We start from the raw sequence: 18,600 nt of genomic DNA on the forward strand, positions 1-18,600 counted from the left end.
GATATGACACCCGTCGGCGCTAACGAGCAACAGTAATAGACATTATTTGTGATCTTTGCTGCAAAAAATGGCTTTATGCCCAACCTTTCCAACCGGTGAGAATTGTGTTCAGAATGAGAGCGTATAACAAATTAGTGTTTTTTGTTGGTTGTGTAACCGCGGAAGCAGCGCGTCTGGCGCGGGCAGTGTCAAACATTCCTGTAACATTGTAAATGATGTTAATTAACCGGAAATTATTGACCGCGCGCATGCCTTTGCGCAAAAAACGACCATATTATGATTAGGGTAATGGATGACAGAGGAGAAACCCTGATGACCGTTGACAGACTGTATCGTAACCTTTTGAGTAAGCTGATTAATGCCAACATTGATCTCGACGCTTATCTGCAGCTTCGTAAAGCTAAAGGCTATATGTCAGTCAGCGAGAATGAGCATCTGCGTGATAACCTGTTTGAGCTTTGTCGTGAATTGCGTGAAGGTGCGCCGCGATTGCAGCACGCCGTTACGCCGGAGGAAAGGGAAGCTCTTCGTCTTGCGGGTGAAGCCGTTGCTTCCGCGGCGGTTTGCCTGATGAGCGGGCATCACGATTGTCCGTCTTACATTGCGGTTAACGTAGAGACGCTAGAACGCTGCCTGGCGGGCTTGTCGCTAAACATTCATAAACTGAATGCATCAGCGCCAACGACCCGCGCCTGAACTCAGGGGGGCATGCCCCCCCTGCTTAATGTTATGTAAAACTCCTCCTGCCGATCCTCTGCGCTGGCTACCCTTATCCCATTGCTGATAAAAGGAGTTCGCCATGCGCCAGACCGTCGCCCTGATAACCCTTGCCGCTCTGCTGTTACCTGCCGCCTCCGTCGCCGCCCAGAAGGTGAGCGTCGAGGTCCTGCAAAATAAGCTCGACCATCCATGGGCGCTGGCGTTTCTCCCTGATCAGCAGGGGATACTGATCACCCTGCGCGGCGGTGAGCTCAGACTTTGGCGCCAGGGAGAGGGGCTGTCGCCGGCTATTTCCGGCGTACCGCAGGTGTGGGCCAGCGGGCAGGGAGGATTGCTGGACGTGGCCCTGGCGCCGGACTTTGCCCACTCACGCAGGGTGTGGCTGAGCTACGCGGAGGCCGGGGAGGATGGCAAAGCGGGAACCGCGGCAGGATACGGTCGCCTGAGTGAGGATCGCCGGCGGCTGGAGAATTTCCGGGTGGCGTTTCGCCAGCAGCCGAAGCTCTCCACCGGCAACCACTTTGGCGGACGTCTGGTATTTGACGGTAAGGGGCATCTGTTTATCGGCCTGGGAGAGAATAACCAGCGCGCAACGGCCCAGGATCTCGACAAGCTGCAGGGGAAGGTGGTGCGTTTGACCGATGCGGGAGAGGTGCCGGCGGACAATCCGTTTGTCGGCCGCGCCGACGCCAGGCCGGAAATTTGGGCCTACGGTATTCGTAACCCGCAGGGGATGGCGATCAATCCGTGGAGCGATACCCTGTGGCTCAACGAGCACGGTCCGCGCGGCGGGGATGAGATAAACATTCCGCAGAAAGGTAAGAACTACGGCTGGCCGCTGGCGACGCACGGCATAAATTACAGCGGCCTGCCTATTCCGGAAGCTAAGGGGACGGCGGCGGACGGAACCGAAGCGCCGCTGTTTGTCTGGAAAACGTCGCCCGCCGTCAGCGGCATGGCCTTCTACGACTCGGCAACCTTCCCCCAGTGGCGGCACAAGCTGTTTATCGGCGCGCTGAAGGACCAGTCGCTGATTGTCCTCGACGTCAAGGGCAATAGCGTCAGCGAAGAGGCGCGAATTCTGCGCGATCGCGGCCAGCGTATTCGCGACGTTCGCGTCGGACCCGATGGCTATCTGTACGTCCTGACCGACGAATCCAACGGCGAACTGCTGAAGGTTAGCCCGCAGGGCTAGCCTCAGGTGACCGGGATCGCCACCACGCTGCGCCAGGCCTGACGTTCGCTAATCTGCTGATACCAGCGCTGCAGGTTCGGGCGCGGTTGCCAGCTCGGCACGATGCTCATCAGGTTATAGACGAACGTCGCAACGGCGATATCACCGAGGCCGAATGATTCGCCGGAGAGCCACGGGAACGCCGCCAGCTCGTCGTCGAGGATGGCAAAGAGCGCTTCACAGGCGGCAATACCGGCGGCAATCGCTGCGGGATCGCGTTTCTCCTCCGGCGTTCTCACCAGCCCCATCAATACAGGACGGTGGGCGGGAGAGAGCGAGCCGTTGGCCCAGTCCATCCATTTGTCGCCCTGCGCCCGCCGTACCGGATCGTCGACCCACAGGCGGTTTTGCCCATACTGCGCCGCCAGATAGCGAATAATGGCGTTCGACTCCCACAGTACGAGGTCGCCGTCCTTCAGCAGCGGCACCAGGCCGTTCGGGTTCATCGCCAGATACTCCGCGTCGTGATTCACACCAAACTCGAGCCCCGCCAAAATCTGCTGATAGGGAAGATCCAGCTCTTCCAGCACCCAGCGTACTTTTTTCACGTTAGTTGAATTGTTTCTGCCCCATAGCGTAATCATATCGGTTCCCGTTAGTTATTGAGCCGTCGTTGCAGCAAGGTGAGCCATCATGTTGGAATAAAGTTAATATATAGGCAATCGCGATCAAAAAAATTGCTCTGTTTTCAGCAAGACGCGAGGTTATTGCATAAACTTTAAAAACTTTACCAACTCGCTGTTTCTTTAAGGTCATTTGTACGCTTTACTCACCGGCTGCTGCTGCGCCGATAGAGTGCTGCGGCATATTTTGTTTGGAAAGGATACTTGGGTGGCTCTTATGACGCATGATGCTTTTTCCCTTCGCGGCCTCGCGGCAGGCTGCGCTCTTCTCGTTCTCGTTGCACCTGCGGTACAGGCTGCGGACCAACTCCCCGACGCCCCATCGATTGATGCGCGAGCCTGGGTCCTGATGGACTACGCCAGCGGCAAGGTGCTCAGCGAAGGCAATGCCGATGAAAAACTCGATCCGGCAAGCCTGACCAAGATTATGACCAGCTATGTCGTCGGGCAGGCGCTGAAAGCGGGCAAGATTAAATCTACCGATATGGTGACCGTCGGCCGCGATGCCTGGGCCACCGGTAACCCGGCGCTGCGCGGCTCGTCGGTGATGTTCCTCAAGCCGGGTATGCAGGTCTCGGTTGAGGACCTCAATAAAGGCGTCATCATTCAGTCCGGCAACGATGCCAGCATCGCGATTGCTGACTACGTCGCGGGCAGTCAGGATGCGTTTGTTAGCCTGATGAACGGCTATGCGCAAAAAATGGGCCTGACCAATACCACCTTTATGACCGTCCACGGCCTTGATGCGCCGGGCCAGTTCAGTACCGCCCGCGATATGGCGCTGCTGACCAAAGCGATGATCCACGATGTCCCTGAAGAGTACGCCATCCATAAAGAAAAAGAGTTTACCTTCAATAAGATCCGCCAGCCGAATCGCAACCGCCTGCTGTGGAGCACCAACCTCAACGCCGACGGCGTGAAAACCGGCACCACCGCCGGAGCGGGCTATAACCTGGTCTCCTCGGCCACGCAGGGCGATATGCGCCTGATTGCCGTGGTGCTGGGGACCAAAACCGACCGTATTCGCTTCAACGAGTCAGAAAAGCTGCTGACCTGGGGCTTCCGCTTCTATGAAACCGTGACGCCCATTAAGCCGGATGCCACCTTTATTACCCAACGCGTGTGGTTTGGCGATAGCAGTGAAGCGAAGCTCGGCGCGGGCGAAGCCGGCTCGATTACCATTCCGCGCGGCCAGATGAAGAACCTGAAAGCCAGCTATGCCCTGAAGGATACGCAGCTGACGGCGCCGCTGACCAAAGGGCAGGTGGTAGGGACTATCGACTTTAAGCTCAATGACAAAACCATTGAGCAGCGCCCGCTTATCGTGATGGAAGCGGTCAACGAAGGCGGCTTCTTTAGCCGCATGATGGACTTCGTGCTGATGAAACTGCACGGCTGGTTCGGCGGCTGGTTCTCGTAATCCGCCGTTCGCGCCCTGCGGGGCGCGATCAGTACAGCAGTGAAATCTGTTTTTGCTTCGCCAGCGCCAGCAGGTCGTCGTCCGGACAGACGTCGCTGGCAATCACGTCAAAACGCGATAAATCGCCCATCCTCGCCGGCCTGACCTTACCGAATTTACTGTGATCCACCACCAGCACGTGGTAGCGCGCGCTGCTCATCGCCCAGTGCTTAACCGGCAGCTCCTCGAGGTTGTAGCAGGTCGCCCCCTGCTCGCAGTCAATGCCCGCCGCCGAGTAGAAGGCGATGTCCGGGCACAGATGGCTCAGGGTATCCTGCAGGCTCAGCGGCTTAAAAATCGCGTTGCTGGCGTGAAACTCGCCGCCGCAGAGGATGGCCCGACAGTGGGGCTTTTCCTGCAGCGCAAGAAAGGTATTCAGCGAATAGCAGACGCCGGTAAACGGCAGGGCGTTATCAATCGCATCAATGATCCACGGCGTGGTGGTCCCGCAGTCAAAAAAGGCCATCTGGTGGGCTTCAAGCAGGCCGGCTGCGTGGCGGGCGGCGCGGCGTTTTTCATCCACCAGGCGCGTCTTCTGGTCGCTAAGCAGGTAGTGCGTGGCGCTGCGCGGCTCGAGGACGATGTAACCGCCCAGCAGGACAACCGGCCCATTATGGCCGTTCAGGTCGCGACGGATGGTCATTTCAGAAACGCCAAGCAGCGCTGCGGCTTCTTTTAGGTGAAGCTTATCGCTGCGCTTGAGTGCCTGAATAAGCTGGCTGATGCGTTCATCACGACGTGTTTCCATAATCCCTCTAAGCTGAAATCGCCCTGCATTGGCAGGGCGTCAGTGGGCAATTTTACCTGCCGGAAGGGGGTTAGTCACGCGTCTGCAATGCGCGCCGAACGAGGAGCCGCCTGGCGCGGGCTATTCGCGGACCCAGCCTTTGCGGATCGGCAGGGAGAAACAGAGGCGGTACAGGCGCTGCAGGTATTGATAGAGCGGACGGCCGCCGCTGTGCCACAACAGCTGCGCGCCCAGGCAGCCGCACATGGCGGTCAGCAGGCCGCCGAGCATATCCATCGGCCAGTGCACGCCGAGATAGACCCGAGACCAGGCGATAGCCGCCGCCGCGGCCAGCAGCGCGAGCCCGGAGCCCAGCCGATGCCAGAATAAGAAGGCCAGCGCGAAGGTAAAGCTGATGGTGCCGTGATTGCTGGGGAACGAGTTATTCGGCGAGTGGTGCAGGAACTGATAGCCGACGTCGGCGGCAAAGGGGCGCTCGTGCGGGAAGAGAAGGCCGAATATCCACGACAGCGTCAGGCTTATTGCCAGGGCCAGCATCACCTTAAATACCAGCTGGCGCTGGTTCGGTCTCCATAGCCACAGCGCGGCCGTCAGTAGAGGAACAATCAAAATCAAATCTTTGGCGATCAGGGTGGCCAGCGTAATAGCCCACGAGGGTGAGGCGGGCGTGGCGTTGATCGCGGCGAACAGCGCGTAGTTGATATTTTCCAGCATACTTTCAGGCTCTTGGGGTCCGATAACAATAAGCCGCCCACCTTAAGAGACGGAGGCGATGAATTAAAGCAGTATTGTCTTAATTATCAGCTTGTTATGATTTGTTTTTCGGCTGGCATCTTTGCTAACACGCCGGCTGCAATGAGTATAAGGCCTGTAACCTAATTGAAATATAAACGAAATATAGACAGGGATAGTAAAAATTGCGCCGGGCGGGGGACAGAAGAGAGGTTGGGCTATTTTTTTAATTGCCACTCACAATTCACTATCTCCCCGGCAAGACTTTCATTAAACTTTGCGCGATTTTTTATAAATAAGAGATTTCATGCAGAATTATTCGCTTTCAGGCAAACGCCTCGGACGGCAGGCGCTACTTTTCCCTCTGTGCCTGGTTTTATACGAATTCTCCACCTATATCGCCAACGATATGATCCAGCCGGGCATGCTCTCGGTGGTCGCCGAGTTTCAGGCCGGTAATGAGTGGGTTCCAACGTCCATGACCGCCTACCTTGCGGGCGGGATGTTTTTACAGTGGCTGCTCGGCCCGCTGTCGGACCGTATTGGTCGCCGCCCGGTCATGCTGACCGGGGTCGTGTGGTTTATCGTCACCTGCCTGGCGACGCTGCTGGCCCAGTCCATCGAGCAGTTCACGCTGCTGCGTTTTTTACAGGGCATCAGCCTGTGCTTTATCGGTGCGGTTGGCTACGCGGCGATTCAGGAGTCGTTTGATGAGGCGATGTGTATCAAAATCACCGCCCTGATGGCTAACGTCGCGCTGATTGCGCCGCTGCTCGGGCCGCTGGTCGGCGCGGCATGGGTCCACATTCTGCCGTGGGAAATGATGTTCGTGCTGTTTGCCGTGCTGGCGGCCGTCGCCTTCTTCGGGCTGCAGCGGGCGATGCCGGAAACCGCCACCCGTATGGGCGAGAAGCTGTCGATGAAAGAGCTGGGCCGTGACTATGGCCTGGTGCTGAAAAATCTGCGCTTTGTCGCCGGGGCGCTGGCCACCGGTTTTGTCAGCCTGCCGCTGCTGGCATGGATTGCCCAGTCGCCGGTCATTATCATCAGCGGTGAGCAGGCGACCAGCTATGAGTACGGCCTGCTGCAGGTGCCTATCTTTGGCGCGCTGATTGCCGGTAATCTGGTGCTGGCGCGGCTGACCTCCCGCCGCACGGTGCGCTCGCTGATTATTCTCGGCGGCTGGCCGATTATGTTTGGCCTGCTGCTCTCCGCGGTGGCGACGGTGGTGTCGACCCACGCCTATCTGTGGATGACCGCCGGGCTAAGCGTCTACGCCTTCGGAATTGGTCTGGCTAACGCCGGCCTGGTTCGCCTGACGCTGTTTGCCAGCGATATGAGCAAAGGGACGGTGTCGGCGGCGATGGGGATGCTGCAAATGCTGATCTTCACCGTCGGGATTGAAGTCAGCAAACATGCCTATGAGCTGGGGGGCAGCGGGATATTCAGCCTGTTTAACCTGCTAAGCGGCGTGCTGTGGCTGGTGATGATTATCTATTTTCTGCACGATAAAAGCGTCGGCAGCGGCCACGATCCGCAGTAGCGCATGAGAATAACCCCGGGTGCGGCGCGACGCCTCACCCGGGAGCGCATCAGGCGAACGGCGCTTCGCGATTCAGCACCTTATCGATAATATGCAGCACCCCTTCCTCATTGTTATGCGGCGCATCGTAACCGGCGACGGCTTTTACCGGCGCAGCGGCGTTGGCCATGGCGTAGCCGAATCCGGCGTGTTGCAGCATTTCAATATCATTCCCGCTGTCGCCAAAGGCGACGACCTGATGATTTTCAATCCCCCAGCGCTCCTGCAGGATGCGCAGGCCGTTGGCTTTGTGCACGCCGGGCATAATCAGGTCGATGCTGCCGTAGCCGGTGGCGACGGCGTTGACCATCTCGCCGAGCGCCGCATGCAGCTTTGGCTGCATCTCGGGGATCAGATTATCGGGCACGTTAAGGCCAAACTTAAGGATCGCATCGTCGAGGTTATTGAAGTCATCCACCAGCTCAAGGCGGTGATAATACTTTGCCGCGACCGCTTTTAGCTCATCGTTGTATCGATTGAGCGTATAGGCGCTGCGCTTGCCGCAGGCGATAATTTCAATTTCCGGCAGCGTCTGCAGAAAGTCGATGACCGCGTTAAAGTGATCTTTCGGCATCCGGCAGTTAAATACGTCATCGCCGGCGTTGACCACCCAGCCGCCGTTTTCGGCGACGAAGGCAATCTCATCCGCCACTTCGGGGAAAAACGAAATCAGCTGGTAGTACTGGTTGCCGCTGGCGACGACGAAGCGGATATCCTGCTCGCGCATCCGCCGATACTGGCTGAGGAAGCGCTGGCGATTATAGGTTTTGGCATCGCTTAAAAAGGTACCGTCCATATCTACCGCAATCAGTTTGACGCTCATTAGCTGTTCTCCATGACAGGTTCAGGCTGCGGCTTAGCCACCGCACGAGCGACCAGAGCCGCCACCATGACCAGCCCCAGCACCACCATCATAGCGCTGCGCAGGCCGAAATGTTCGCCGAGGAAGCCCAGCAGCGGCGGCCCGACGAGGAAGGCGAGGTAGCCGGTGATGGCCACCACGCTGACGCGCTTCGGCGCATCCGGCCCGGTGTCGCTGGCCGCCGAAATGGTCAGCGGGAAACCGAGCGAAGCGCCAAGCCCCCAGAGCAGCACGGAGATCCCGGCGACCCATGGGTTATCAACAAAAATAATCAGACCAATGCCCAGCGCGCCCATTACCGCGCTGGCGCGCACCACCGTTACCCGGCTGTAGCGGTCAATGAACCAGCCGCCGGTAAAGCGGCCAACGGTCATGCCGAGGGTGAATCCGGCGTAAATTAAGGAGCCGGAGGTGGGGCTAAAGCCGTGGCCGTCTACCATCAGCAGCGGCAGCCAGTCGTTGGCGGAGCCTTCGGCAAACGCCATTGCCAGCACCACGACGCCAATCAGCAGCAGCTGCGTATCGCGCCAGACTGGCAGACCTTTTTCCCCCTGCTGAGCGGCCTCGGCGGCATTTTTCCCTGTGCCGTCAGGGATGGCGCGAATGGCGATGGCGATGGGCGCGATGGCCACCAGCGCGGCCAGCAGAATGTGCGGCGCGGCGGGCAGGCCAAAGCCGGTGACCGCCATGCCGATACCGGCGCCGATCAGGGTGCCGAAGCTGTAGAAGCCGTGCATCATCGGCAGCACGGTTTTATTCATTTCGCGTTCGACGGCGGCGCCTTCAACGTTAATGGCCACCTCTGCCGAACCGAAGCTGGCGCCAAAAATCGCCAGCCCGATGGCAAACAGGGTCGCCGAAGCGAACCACAGCGCGACGCTCAATACCGCCATGCCCACCACTGCGCAGGACATGGTGGTGCGAATAACCTTGCGGGTGCCGAAGCGCTTAACCAGCCACGCCGAGCAGAGAATGCCGCTCATGGAGCCAATCGACAGGCCAAACAGGACGATGCCCATTTCCGCCGTCGATAGCGCCAGCAGATCGCGAATTGCCGGCGTGCGCGTGGCCCATGAGGCCATCAGTAATCCGGGGATAAAGAAGAACATAAATAGCGCCCATAGCCGAAGCTGGAGGGCTCTGCGGGAGTTTTGCGCTGTCATCCGTAAACGCCAGTGAAAGAGAAGATGCAGACAACACTAGCAAGTTTGTGTACATTTGTACATACACCGGATGGCCTTCAGGTTAGCGAATGTTTGGCCGTCGTTATTCCCATCATGACCTGTGAATGGGGCGCAATGAAAAGAGATGAATATGGCCCGTCGACCGAACGATCCCCAGCGTCGGGAGCGCATTTTGAACGCGACCCTGGACACGATTGCCGCCCACGGTATTCATGCGGTCACGCACCGTAAGATTGCCTGCTGCGCCGAAGTCCCGCTGGGTTCGCTGACCTACTATTTCAGCGGCATAGACGCGCTGATTGAGGAGGCGTTTTGCATTTTTACCACCGAGATGTCCGCTCAGTATCAGCAGTTTTTCGCCGGAGTGAGCAATCGCGATGAGGCCTGCGGCGCCATCGCCGAACTTATTTTTAGCGCCCAGGTGACCACCGCCCGCAACATGGAGCTGATGTACCAGCTGTATGCCTTCTGCAGCACCCGGCCGGCGCTCAAGGCGGTGATGCAGAGCTGGATGCAGCGCAGCCAGCAGACGCTGGAGCAGTGGTTTGAACCGCAAACCGCCCGCGGGCTGGATGCGTTTATTGAAGGTATGACCCTGCATTTCGTTACCGACAGCGCACCGCTGTCAAAAGAGGCGATTCGCCTGATGGTCGGCCGCCTGGCCGGGGAGGCGTAGTGCCGCCGAAATGTCTTTTCAGGATAAAAAGTTAAACACTGGCATTCTCCGTGCTGATTAATTCCTGGTATCTTATGGGATCATCATCTGATGATTGCTTGATTTATTTAGGGTGGAATATGAGTTTAAGAGTGACAACACAGCAGGTGGATAGCTGGAAGAAGCGCATTCAGCGGGACGGTTTAAAAGGTTCTACCTACTTTTGTCAGCAGGGTGGGACCGTGTGGGTTTCAGCATCTGTTGATCACCAGGCTATTTGTCAGCGAGTTTTAGGAAGTGATTCAGGAACTAGTTCTTTGTCGAGTTATTTGCGCTGGGATGATGTGGGCGCTGTTGCTTTGGTTGAATTGTTGTACGCGATTGAATCGGCATAAGTTCACGAACTTTGTAGCCATACTAAATGGCTGCCGCCACTTTGTCGCCATATATGAAGAAGTGGTTCTCTAAGTGGTTGATTAGAAGGGTGCTGAATTTCAGGCAACAAAAAACCCATCAACCTTGAACCTAAGTGGCGGGGTTGATGGGCTCCACAAAATGGGGACATCAAAGAAAAGCAGTGGCACTACTTATGACTGATGCCCGTAAGAAAAGTTCTGCCGATGTGCATTTTTTTCTCAAAAAATTACTGAAGCCCTGGCCAGATGATGACAATCAGCGTCCCGGCGAGGGTTAGCAGCACGTTGGCTATTGCATAGGTCCCCGCATATCCCAGCGCCGGAATGTTGCTGCGCGCGGTGTCGCTGATAATCTCCATCGCCGGCGCGCAGGTTCGCGCCCCCATCATCGCGCCAAACAGCATTGCGCGGTTCATGCGCAGAACGTAGGCGCCGAACAGGAAGCAGATAACCACCGGCACCAGGCTGACCACCAGGCCCGCCGCCAGCATCTGTCCGCCGACGGCGCCGAGGCCGTGGCCAATCCCGGCGCCGGCGCTCAGGCCGACCCCGGCCATAAAGACCATCAGACCGAACTCTTTCACCATATTCAGCGCCCCCTGCGGGATGTAGCCGAAAGTCGGGTGGTTGGCCCGCAGGAAGCCGAGCATGATCCCGGCGAACAAGAGCCCCGCGGCGTTGCCGATCCCGAAGCTGAACGAGCTGAACTGGAAGGTGATCATCCCGATCATCAGGCCGACGATGAAAAAGGCGCAGAAGGCGAGCAGGTCGGTGACCTGGCTGTGAATGGAGATAAAGCCGATGCGGTCGGCCACGGTTTTTACCCGTCGCGCGTCGCCGCTGACCTGCAGAACGTCGCCTTTGTTGAGCACCACGTTGTCGTCAATCGGCATCTCAATCTGGCTGCGGATCACGCGGTTTAGGAAACAGCCGTGATCGGTCAGCTTCAGCTGGGCGAGACGGCGGCCCACCGCATTGTGGTTTTTCACCACGATCTCTTCGGTGACGATGCGCATATCCAGCAGGTCGCGGTCGAAGACCTCTTTGCCGTTGCGAAAGCTGGGGTCGAGGCGAGCGTGGGCGTCCGGATAGCCCACTAGCGCGATATCATCCCCTTTCTGCAGCACCGCATCGCCGTCCGGGTTGGCCAGAATACCGTTACGGCGAATACGTTCGATATAGCAGCCGGTCTGACGGTAGATGCCCAGCTCGCGCAGATTTTTACCGTCCGCCCAGGCCACCAGCTCCGGGCCAACGCGATAGGCGCGGATCACCGGCAGATAGACCTTGCGCTTGGAGTCGGTATCCAGCCCGCGCTCGCGGGCGATCTGCTGGGCGCTGGTTTGCAGATCCTGATGCTGCAGCTTGGGCATATAGCGCGCGCCGACGATCAGGCTCACCAGGCCGACCAGGTAGGTCAGGGCATAGCCGAGGCTCAGATGATCGAGCGAAAGCGCCAGCTGGTCGGCGGGCAGGCCGAAGTGGCGCAGCGTATCGCCAGCACCCACCAGCACCGGTGTGGAGGTCATGGCGCCGGCGAGCATCCCGGCGGTCAGGCCGATATCCCAGCCGAAGAGTTTACCCAGCCCTAAGGCCAGCAGCATCGCGCTACCGACCATCACCAGGGCGAGCATTAAATAGTTTTTCCCGTCGCGGAAAAAAATAGAAAAAAAGTTGGGGCCGGCTTCGACGCCGACGCAAAAAATAAACAACATAAAGCCCAGATTCAGCGCATCAGTGTTAATACTGAAATGCTGCTGGCCTAATAATAAGGAAACCACTAAAACGCCAATGGAATTACCAAGTTGTACTGACCCGAGGCGCAGTTTCCCGAGACAGAGACCGAGTGCAAGGACAACGAATAATAACAGGATGTAATTCCCGTTTAACAAATCTGCGACGTTTATATTCACGAAAACCAACTTCTCATTTACTAGTAAGTTGTTGAAGGAAATGGTTATTTGGTCTAAGGTTGCTCCAGTGTTCGCGTTGTCCCGAACCCTATTTTGGCATCCCGTTATAACCGGCAAAAATATAGTCGATAGTTTAATCCTTCCTGGATGCTGCGGCTAGTCACAATCGTATTTACTCCGGCGGGAGCCTTTATTGGCATGGATTGCCAAAATGCTTTATCTGACTGGGCTAATTGGAAGTGGGTTAGAGGCAGAATCAGGAGGATGTTGTGAAAGCTGAGCGTGCCTGGACGGGTGCCGTCTGCGGATTTTTTCTGTTTATTGTGGTCTGTTTATCGCTGTTACTACATATGAAAGGCACCTTTCGGGCTGGCGGTAACCCAGAGCTCGGGCTGCTGCTTTTTTTGCTGCCCGGCGCGCTGGCGAGCTCTCTCTCTCCGGGACGACGCGTGATACAGCCGCTGGTCGGCGCAATTCTGGCGGCGCCGGTTTGCCTGGCGATGATGCGGATTTTCTTTGTTACTCAGCGGACGTTCTGGCAGGAGCTGGCATGGCTGTTTAGCGCGGTATTCTGGTGCGCGCTCGGCGCGCTGTGCTTTATGTTTATCTGCGTCTGGATCGATACCAGACGCAGCAACTCATCGGAGCATTAAGCCGTCTCAGGCAAACAGGCCGAGGTTCTCTTTGGCCCAGGCTTCAAAGTCGGTGCAGCCGCCGATGTGCTTCTGATCGACGAAAATCTGCGGCACGGTTTCGACTGGTTTACCTACGGTCTTTTCCAGATCGCTTTTGCTGATGCCCTCAGCGTGAATATCAACGTAGCGGTAGTTAAAATCGTCGCGCTCGTTGGTCAGTTTTTCAGCCAGCTCTTTGGCACGGACGCAATAGGGGCAACCTGGACGACCAAAAATTACGGTAAACATTATTTCTCTCCTTAAATCTCAGCCGGATGGCGAATGACCCCTATGATGCCGCGTTCTGCCGGCGAGTAAAAGAAGGTTCTGCCTTTTGCTTCGATGGTTTAAGGCTATGTTTGATAAATGACTTTGCTTTTAAACCGTTATACTAACCTCGTTGCGCGACGATTTTTGCTTCGCCGCGCTAAGCCCACGGACCGGAGGAGAGCGATGCGATCGCCCGCTGTGTTACCCAAAAGCGTTCTGGTGATAGAGATCGTCGGCATCGTACTGCTGACGCTGGCCTGGCTCTCGCTTAATCAGTACCTGCAGCTGCCGGCGCCTTTTGCCAGCCCAACCGCTGCGCTAATAATGATCTTTGCCGGCGTCCTGCTGATGATCCCGGCCGCCATCGCGCTGGTGTGGCGGATGGCGAAGATCGTTGCTCCCCAGCTAACCGAAAGCAAAAAAACACCTTCTTCATTGTCAGACAGAGAAAAACGAGATGACGCCGACCATTGAGCTGCTGCGTAGCCACCGCTCCATTCGCCACTTTACCGACGTACCCGTCAGCGACGAACAGCGCGCGGCGATTATTGCCAGCGCGCAGGGAGCCTCCAGCTCCAGCTTTTTACAGTGCACTTCGATTATTCGTATTACCGACTCGCACCTGCGCGAGCAGCTGGCGGCGATGAGCGGCGGTCAGCAGCACGTGGTGCAGGCGGCGGAGTTTTGGCTATTCTGCGCCGACTTTAACCGCCTGCTGCAGATTTGCCCGGACGCCCAGCTGGGTCTCGCGGAGCAGCTTCTGCTTGGCGCCGTCGATACCGCGATGCTGGCGCAGAACGCGCTGGTGGCCGCGGAGTCGCTGGGCCTTGGCGGCGTGTATATCGGCGGCATTCGCAACAGCATTGAGGCGGTGACCGAGCTGCTGAACCTGCCGCAGCACGTCCTGCCGCTGTTTGGGCTGTGTCTCGGCTGGCCGGCCGATAATCCGGACGTCAAGCCGCGCATGCCGGCGGCGATGCTGGTCCATGAAAATGGCTATCAACCGATCGATGACGACGCGCTGGCCCAGTATGATGAGCAGCTGGCGCAGTACTACCTGTCGCGCGGCAGCAACGCGCGCCGGGATACCTGGAGCGACCATATCCGCCGCACCATCATTAAAGAAAGCCGCCCGTTTATTCTCGACTATCTGCATAAGCAGGGCTGGGCAACGCGCTGATTGCGTGTAAACTGCAGCCGGACTGGCATCCGGGGGTTGCGCCAGGCCAGCGCGAATGTTGAGACTTGTCAGCTATCAACGGCCCGTCTGAACGGGCCTTTTTGCCGAGGTGCAGGGTGAAAATTGCCATATTATCCCGGGACGGGACGCTCTATTCATGTCGCCGCCTGACGGAAGCCGCACACAAATGCGGCCACCAGGTGGAAATCCTCGATCCGCTCTCCTGCTATATGAACGTCAGCCCGGTGGCCTCATCGATTCACTATAAAGGCCGCCAGCTGCCGCATTTCGATGCGGTGATCCCGCGCATCGGCTCGGCCATTACCTATTACGGCACCGCCGCGCTGCGCCAGTTCGAGCTGCTGGGCAGCTATCCGCTGAATGAATCCGTCGCTATTACCCGCGCGCGCGACAAGCTGCGCTCGCTGCAGCTGCTGGCGCGTCAGGGGATCGACCTGCCGCTGACCGGCATTGCCCACTCTCCGGACGACACCAGCGACCTGATCGCCATGGTCGGCGGCGCGCCGCTGGTGGTCAAGCTGGTCGAGGGCACCCAGGGGATTGGCGTGGTGCTGGCAGAGACCCGCCAGGCGGCGGAGAGCGTGATTGACGCCTTCCGCGTGCTCAACGCCCATATTCTGGTGCAGGAGTATATCGCCGAAGCGAAAGGGCGGGATATTCGCTGCCTGGTGGTGGGGGATGAGGTCGTGGCGGCCATTGAGCGGCGGGCGAAAGAGGGCGATTTCCGCTCCAACCTGCACCGCGGCGGCGTCGCTACGGTGGCAACGATTAGCGAGCAGGAGAGAGCGATCGCCATCAAGGCGGCAAAAACGCTCGGTCTGGACGTTGCCGGGGTCGATATCCTGCGCGCCGACCGCGGGCCGCTAGTGATGGAGGTTAACGCCTCGCCGGGCCTTGAGGGAATTGAAACCACCACCGGGGTTGATATCGCCGGGCACATGATTGCCTGGATTGAGCGCCAGGCGACGCCAGAATTCTGCCTGAAAATGGGCGGATAGCGCGCATTGATGACACTTTCATGGTATGCGCCGCGTTTTTTGCGTAAGCTATGACGTCGTTTTTCCACAGCAAGAGGTTACAGGTCATATGGATTCTCTGGTCGTTCCGGGTCTGGATACGTTACGTCACTGGCTCGACGAATTAGGCATCAGCTTTTTTGAGTGTGATTCCTGCCAGGCATTGCACCTGCCGCACATGCAGAACTTCGACGGCATTTTTGACGCCAAGCTCGATCTGGTGGATAACGTGGTGCTCTTTTCCGCGCTGGCGGAGGTGAAGCCGTCCGCGCTGCTGCCGCTGGCGGCGGATCTCTCGGCGATTAACGCCAGCTCGCTGACCGCTAAAGCCTTCCTCGATATCCAGGACGACAATCTGCCCAAGCTGGTGGTTTGTCAGGCGCTGCCGGTGGGCGTCGGCATTACCCTCGAGCAGTTCGGCTGGTTCTTCCGCCAGGGCGAAGAGCAGATCTCGATGGTTATCCTTGAAGCCGCGGCCAACCAGCTGCTGTATAAGGCCGATGAGGAAGAGGATCTCGCGGTGCAGGAGGTTCAGCACCATTTTCTTCACTAGCCCCGCCGGTGAATAGCGCAGCCACTGCCAGAGCGGCTGCGTATTACACGCTTTTATTCTGCTATTAACCCGCCATTAAAGAATTTTTCACCGCCATTCTGCCGCTTTCGGCTTATCACATAGACCCATTTTGCATAAAAAATTGATAAAAGCCGTTATTTTACCTGGGCTATAGCCTCTTATTCTGGCTACAGTTATTCTGACGCTGCTTCCCGTTGCGGGCAACCATTCCGGGAGAGGTCCTCTCTCCTTTTCTTAGACAATGAAAAAATATGCATGATTTTTGCATGCGGATAATTGCGTATATTAAGTCCGTGCTTAACGGGCATTGAGAAGGAATAAGAGATATGACCGCCTTTGGTAAAAAATGGTTAACAGGCTTGGTTACCGGCGCGCTGATGGCCGTCTCTGCCGGTTCGCTCGCCGCTGAACAGAAAACCCTGCACGTTTATAACTGGTCTGACTATATTGCCCCGGACACGGTGGCCGATTTTGAAAAAGAGACCGGGATTAAAGTGGTGTACGACGTTTTTGATTCCAACGAAGTGCTGGAAGGCAAACTGATGGCGGGCAGCACCGGCTTTGACCTGGTGGTACCCTCAGCCAGCTTCCTCGAGCGCCAGCTGGCGGCGGGCGTGTTCCAGCCGCTGGATAAAAGCAAGCTGCCCAACTGGAAAAACCTCGACCCGGAAGTCTTAAAGCTGGTCGCTAAGCACGACCCGGAAAATAAATACGCGATGCCGTATCTGTGGGCCACCACCGGGATTGGCTATAACGTCGATAAAGTGAAGGCCGCGCTGGGTAAAGACGCGCCGCTGGATAGCTGGGATCTGGTGCTGAAGCCGGAAAACCTCGAAAAGCTGAAAAGCTGCGGCGTCTCCTTCCTTGACGCACCGGAAGAGATTTTTGCCACCGTGCTTAACTACCTCGGCAAAGACCCGAATAGCATGAAGGCCGATGACTATACCGGTCCGGCGACCGATCTGCTGCTCAAGCTGCGGCCGAACATCCGCTACTTCCACTCCTCGCAGTACATCAACGACCTGGCCAACGGCGATATCTGCGTTGCGATCGGCTGGGCGGGCGACGTATGGCAGGCTGCTAACCGCGCCAAAGAGGCGAAAAATGGCGTCAACGTTTCCTACTTTATTCCGAAAGAGGGGGCGATGGCGTTCTTTGACGTCTTTGCGATGCCGGCAGATGCTAAGAATAAAGATGAAGCCTATCAGTTCCTTAACTATCTGATGCGCCCTGAAGTCATCGCTAAGATTAGCGATCAGGTGTACTACGCCAACGGCAACAAGGCCTCCACGCCGCTGGTCAGCGAAGCCATCCGCAGCAATCCGGCAATTTATCCGCCGGCCGACGTGTTCGCCAAGCTGTTCACCCTGAAGGTTCAGGAGCCGAAAATCGACCGCGTGCGCACCCGCGCGTGGACCAAGGTAAAAAGCGGGAAATAAAACCCAATGGCCCGGTTCGCCGGGCCTGAAAGGGTATAAATAGCCGGAATATTGCAGTATGCCCGGCTAAAAAAACGCACCAGGATGGTGCGACTGCACGATAAAGAATGATGTATGGCAACCGGGCCATACGGTGGTGAGTTTTTGCCGGAGAGCGCTTAAGTGAATGACCTAATTTCCCGCCCACAAATGAAAGCCCCCAAAGCGCTGACCCCGCTGCTGGAAATCCGTAACCTGACCAAATCGTTCGATGGTCAGCACGCCGTCGATGACGTCAATCTCACGATTTATAAAGGTGAAATCTTCGCCCTGCTGGGCGCATCCGGCTGCGGGAAATCAACGCTGCTGCGCATGCTGGCGGGCTTTGAGCAGCCGACAGCCGGACAGATTATGCTGGATGGCGTCGACCTGTCGCGCGTCCCGCCGTACCAGCGGCCTATCAACATGATGTTTCAGTCCTACGCGCTGTTCCCCCATATGACGGTGGAGCAGAACATCGCCTTTGGCCTGAAGCAGGACAAGCTGCCGAAAGCCGAAATCGCCAGCCGGGTGCAGGAGATGCTGGCGCTGGTGCATATGCAGGAGTTTGCCAAACGCAAGCCGCACCAGCTTTCCGGCGGCCAGCGTCAGCGCGTGGCCCTGGCGCGCAGCCTGGCAAAAAGGCCGAAGCTGCTGCTGCTCGACGAACCGATGGGCGCGCTGGATAAAAAGCTGCGCGACCGAATGCAGCTGGAGGTGGTGGATATCCTCGAGCGCGTGGGGGCGACCTGCGTCATGGTGACCCACGATCAGGAAGAGGCGATGACCATGGCGGGGCGCATTGCGATCATGAATCGCGGCAAGTTCGTGCAAATCGGCGAACCGGAGGAGATCTACGAGCACCCGACGACCCGCTATAGCGCGGAGTTTATCGGCTCGGTCAACGTCTTCGAAGGGCTGGTGCAGGAGCGGCTGGAGGATGGTCTGGTACTGAAATCGCCGGGGCTGGTGCATCCACTCAAAGTTGACCCCGACGCTTCTGTCGTCGACAACGTGCCGGTGTGGGTCGCCCTGCGTCCGGAGAAAATCATGCTCTGCGACGAGCCGCCGGCGGACGGCTATAACTTTGCCGTCGGGGAAGTTATCTACATTGCCTACCTCGGCGATCTGTCTATCTACCACGTGCGCCTGAAAAGCGGGCAGATGCTTAGCGCCCAGCTGCAGAACGAACACCGTCATCGCAAAGGCTCGCCAACCTGGGGTGATGAAGTCCGTTTATGCTGGGACGCGGACAGCTGCGTTGTTCTGACGGTGTAAGG

General features: G+C 57.6%; 20 protein-coding genes. 13 read left to right on the plus strand and 7 right to left on the minus strand.

Annotated features, from left to right (window positions below):
- Positions 1–312 precede the first annotated feature (312 nt).
- Positions 313–696 (plus strand): biofilm formation regulator BssR, encoded by a 384-nt coding sequence (bssR, locus tag GVK32_RS23075; RefSeq protein WP_159870730.1) that lies wholly within the window; start codon positions 313–315, stop codon positions 694–696.
- 103 nt (positions 697–799) lie between these two features.
- On the plus strand, positions 800–1,915 hold the full coding sequence (locus GVK32_RS23080) for a PQQ-dependent sugar dehydrogenase (RefSeq protein WP_159870527.1): 1,116 nt from the start codon (positions 800–802) through the stop codon (positions 1,913–1,915).
- 2 nt (positions 1,916–1,917) lie between these two features.
- Here the strand turns inward: GVK32_RS23080 and GVK32_RS23085 are convergent, their stop codons facing one another.
- Positions 1,918–2,538: a glutathione S-transferase family protein gene (locus GVK32_RS23085; protein WP_159870525.1), complete on the minus strand. Its 621-nt coding sequence runs from the start codon at positions 2,536–2,538 to the stop codon at positions 1,918–1,920.
- 256 nt (positions 2,539–2,794) lie between these two features.
- On the opposite strand from GVK32_RS23085, the gene dacC reads away from it, so the two are divergent.
- Positions 2,795–3,997 (plus strand): serine-type D-Ala-D-Ala carboxypeptidase, encoded by a 1,203-nt coding sequence (gene dacC, locus GVK32_RS23090; protein WP_123707143.1) that lies wholly within the window; start codon positions 2,795–2,797, stop codon positions 3,995–3,997.
- Positions 3,998–4,025: 28 nt separating this feature from the next.
- On the opposite strand, the gene deoR is transcribed toward dacC, so the two are convergent.
- Positions 4,026–4,784 carry a DNA-binding transcriptional repressor DeoR gene (deoR, locus tag GVK32_RS23095; RefSeq protein WP_045854601.1) on the minus strand — a complete coding sequence of 253 codons (759 nt, stop codon included), beginning with the start codon at positions 4,782–4,784 and terminating at the stop codon, positions 4,026–4,028.
- 120 nt (positions 4,785–4,904) lie between these two features.
- Positions 4,905–5,498 (minus strand): undecaprenyl-diphosphate phosphatase, encoded by a 594-nt coding sequence (ybjG, locus tag GVK32_RS23100; protein WP_076945026.1) that lies wholly within the window; start codon positions 5,496–5,498, stop codon positions 4,905–4,907.
- A 325-nt stretch (positions 5,499–5,823) separates the two neighbouring features.
- Between ybjG and GVK32_RS23105 the strand changes: the two genes are divergently transcribed.
- Entirely contained in the window at positions 5,824–7,059 is a 1,236-nt protein-coding gene (locus GVK32_RS23105) for an MFS transporter (RefSeq protein ID WP_159870523.1), read from the plus strand.
- 49 nt (positions 7,060–7,108) lie between these two features.
- On the opposite strand, the gene GVK32_RS23110 is transcribed toward GVK32_RS23105, so the two are convergent.
- A complete protein-coding gene (locus tag GVK32_RS23110; protein ID WP_159870521.1) occupies positions 7,109–7,921 on the minus strand; it encodes a Cof-type HAD-IIB family hydrolase in 813 nt (270 codons plus the stop codon).
- Positions 7,921–9,123, minus strand: a complete 1,203-nt coding sequence (locus tag GVK32_RS23115) for an MFS transporter (RefSeq protein ID WP_159870519.1) — start codon at positions 9,121–9,123, stop codon at positions 7,921–7,923. The genes GVK32_RS23110 and GVK32_RS23115 overlap by 1 nt, the downstream gene beginning before the upstream one ends.
- A 151-nt stretch (positions 9,124–9,274) precedes the next feature.
- Here GVK32_RS23115 and GVK32_RS23120 point away from each other — a divergent pair, with 151 nt between their 5' ends.
- Entirely contained in the window at positions 9,275–9,820 is a 546-nt protein-coding gene (locus GVK32_RS23120; protein WP_159870517.1) for a TetR/AcrR family transcriptional regulator, read from the plus strand.
- A gap of 50 nt (positions 9,821–9,870) precedes the next feature.
- Positions 9,871–10,194, plus strand: a complete 324-nt coding sequence (locus tag GVK32_RS23125) for a hypothetical protein (RefSeq protein WP_159870515.1) — start codon at positions 9,871–9,873, stop codon at positions 10,192–10,194.
- Positions 10,195–10,442: 248 nt separating this feature from the next.
- Here the strand turns inward: GVK32_RS23125 and GVK32_RS23130 are convergent, their stop codons facing one another.
- Positions 10,443–12,128 carry an aspartate:alanine antiporter gene (locus GVK32_RS23130; protein ID WP_041147558.1) on the minus strand — a complete coding sequence of 562 codons (1,686 nt, stop codon included), beginning with the start codon at positions 12,126–12,128 and terminating at the stop codon, positions 10,443–10,445.
- Between the two features lie 269 nt (positions 12,129–12,397).
- On the opposite strand from GVK32_RS23130, the gene ybjM reads away from it, so the two are divergent.
- Positions 12,398–12,781 carry an inner membrane protein YbjM gene (gene ybjM / locus GVK32_RS23135; protein ID WP_159870513.1) on the plus strand — a complete coding sequence of 128 codons (384 nt, stop codon included), beginning with the start codon at positions 12,398–12,400 and terminating at the stop codon, positions 12,779–12,781.
- A gap of 6 nt (positions 12,782–12,787) precedes the next feature.
- Here ybjM and GVK32_RS23140 read toward each other — a convergent pair whose 3' ends face one another.
- Positions 12,788–13,051, minus strand: a complete 264-nt coding sequence (locus GVK32_RS23140; RefSeq protein WP_004859945.1) for a GrxA family glutaredoxin — start codon at positions 13,049–13,051, stop codon at positions 12,788–12,790.
- A gap of 204 nt (positions 13,052–13,255) precedes the next feature.
- Between GVK32_RS23140 and GVK32_RS23145 the strand changes: the two genes are divergently transcribed.
- From GVK32_RS23145 to potG, 6 genes are all read left to right on the plus strand, one after another.
- Positions 13,256–13,546, plus strand: a complete 291-nt coding sequence (locus GVK32_RS23145; protein WP_041144746.1) for a YbjC family protein — start codon at positions 13,256–13,258, stop codon at positions 13,544–13,546.
- Complete coding sequence (gene nfsA, locus GVK32_RS23150) at positions 13,530–14,252, plus strand: nitroreductase NfsA (protein ID WP_159870510.1); 723 nt, start codon at positions 13,530–13,532, stop codon at positions 14,250–14,252. Before GVK32_RS23145 ends, nfsA begins: the two co-directional genes overlap by 17 nt.
- A gap of 116 nt (positions 14,253–14,368) precedes the next feature.
- A complete protein-coding gene (rimK, locus tag GVK32_RS23155) occupies positions 14,369–15,271 on the plus strand; it encodes a 30S ribosomal protein S6--L-glutamate ligase (RefSeq protein WP_159870507.1) in 903 nt (300 codons plus the stop codon).
- Between the two features lie 88 nt (positions 15,272–15,359).
- A complete protein-coding gene (locus GVK32_RS23160; protein WP_045854609.1) occupies positions 15,360–15,842 on the plus strand; it encodes a YbjN domain-containing protein in 483 nt (160 codons plus the stop codon).
- A 347-nt stretch (positions 15,843–16,189) separates the two neighbouring features.
- Positions 16,190–17,302 carry a spermidine/putrescine ABC transporter substrate-binding protein PotF gene (gene potF, locus GVK32_RS23165; RefSeq protein ID WP_041144750.1) on the plus strand — a complete coding sequence of 371 codons (1,113 nt, stop codon included), beginning with the start codon at positions 16,190–16,192 and terminating at the stop codon, positions 17,300–17,302.
- 162 nt (positions 17,303–17,464) lie between these two features.
- Positions 17,465–18,598 (plus strand): putrescine ABC transporter ATP-binding subunit PotG, encoded by a 1,134-nt coding sequence (gene potG / locus GVK32_RS23170; protein WP_159870504.1) that lies wholly within the window; start codon positions 17,465–17,467, stop codon positions 18,596–18,598.
- Positions 18,599–18,600 lie beyond the last annotated feature (2 nt).

Source organism: Klebsiella sp. 18074 (genome assembly GCF_902705905.1).
Classification (GTDB): Bacteria; Pseudomonadota; Gammaproteobacteria; order Enterobacterales; family Enterobacteriaceae; genus Klebsiella; species Klebsiella terrigena.

Bases quoted from the DNA above. Each gene is read 5' to 3' on its own strand.
- bssR (WP_159870730.1), top strand. From the start codon at position 313: ATGACCGTTGACAGACTGTATCGTAACCTTTTGAGTAAGCTGATTAAT.
- GVK32_RS23080 (WP_159870527.1), top strand. From the start codon at position 800: ATGCGCCAGACCGTCGCCCTGATAACCCTTGCCGCTCTGCTGTTACCT.
- GVK32_RS23085 (WP_159870525.1), bottom strand. From the start codon at position 2,538: ATGATTACGCTATGGGGCAGAAACAATTCAACTAACGTGAAAAAAGTA.
- dacC (WP_123707143.1), top strand. From the start codon at position 2,795: ATGACGCATGATGCTTTTTCCCTTCGCGGCCTCGCGGCAGGCTGCGCT.
- deoR (WP_045854601.1), bottom strand. From the start codon at position 4,784: ATGGAAACACGTCGTGATGAACGCATCAGCCAGCTTATTCAGGCACTC.
- ybjG (WP_076945026.1), bottom strand. From the start codon at position 5,498: ATGCTGGAAAATATCAACTACGCGCTGTTCGCCGCGATCAACGCCACG.
- GVK32_RS23105 (WP_159870523.1), top strand. From the start codon at position 5,824: ATGCAGAATTATTCGCTTTCAGGCAAACGCCTCGGACGGCAGGCGCTA.
- GVK32_RS23110 (WP_159870521.1), bottom strand. From the start codon at position 7,921: ATGAGCGTCAAACTGATTGCGGTAGATATGGACGGTACCTTTTTAAGC.
- GVK32_RS23115 (WP_159870519.1), bottom strand. From the start codon at position 9,123: ATGACAGCGCAAAACTCCCGCAGAGCCCTCCAGCTTCGGCTATGGGCG.
- GVK32_RS23120 (WP_159870517.1), top strand. From the start codon at position 9,275: ATGGCCCGTCGACCGAACGATCCCCAGCGTCGGGAGCGCATTTTGAAC.
- GVK32_RS23140 (WP_004859945.1), bottom strand. From the start codon at position 13,051: ATGTTTACCGTAATTTTTGGTCGTCCAGGTTGCCCCTATTGCGTCCGT.
- GVK32_RS23145 (WP_041144746.1), top strand. From the start codon at position 13,256: ATGCGATCGCCCGCTGTGTTACCCAAAAGCGTTCTGGTGATAGAGATC.
- nfsA (WP_159870510.1), top strand. From the start codon at position 13,530: ATGACGCCGACCATTGAGCTGCTGCGTAGCCACCGCTCCATTCGCCAC.
- GVK32_RS23160 (WP_045854609.1), top strand. From the start codon at position 15,360: ATGGATTCTCTGGTCGTTCCGGGTCTGGATACGTTACGTCACTGGCTC.
- potF (WP_041144750.1), top strand. From the start codon at position 16,190: ATGACCGCCTTTGGTAAAAAATGGTTAACAGGCTTGGTTACCGGCGCG.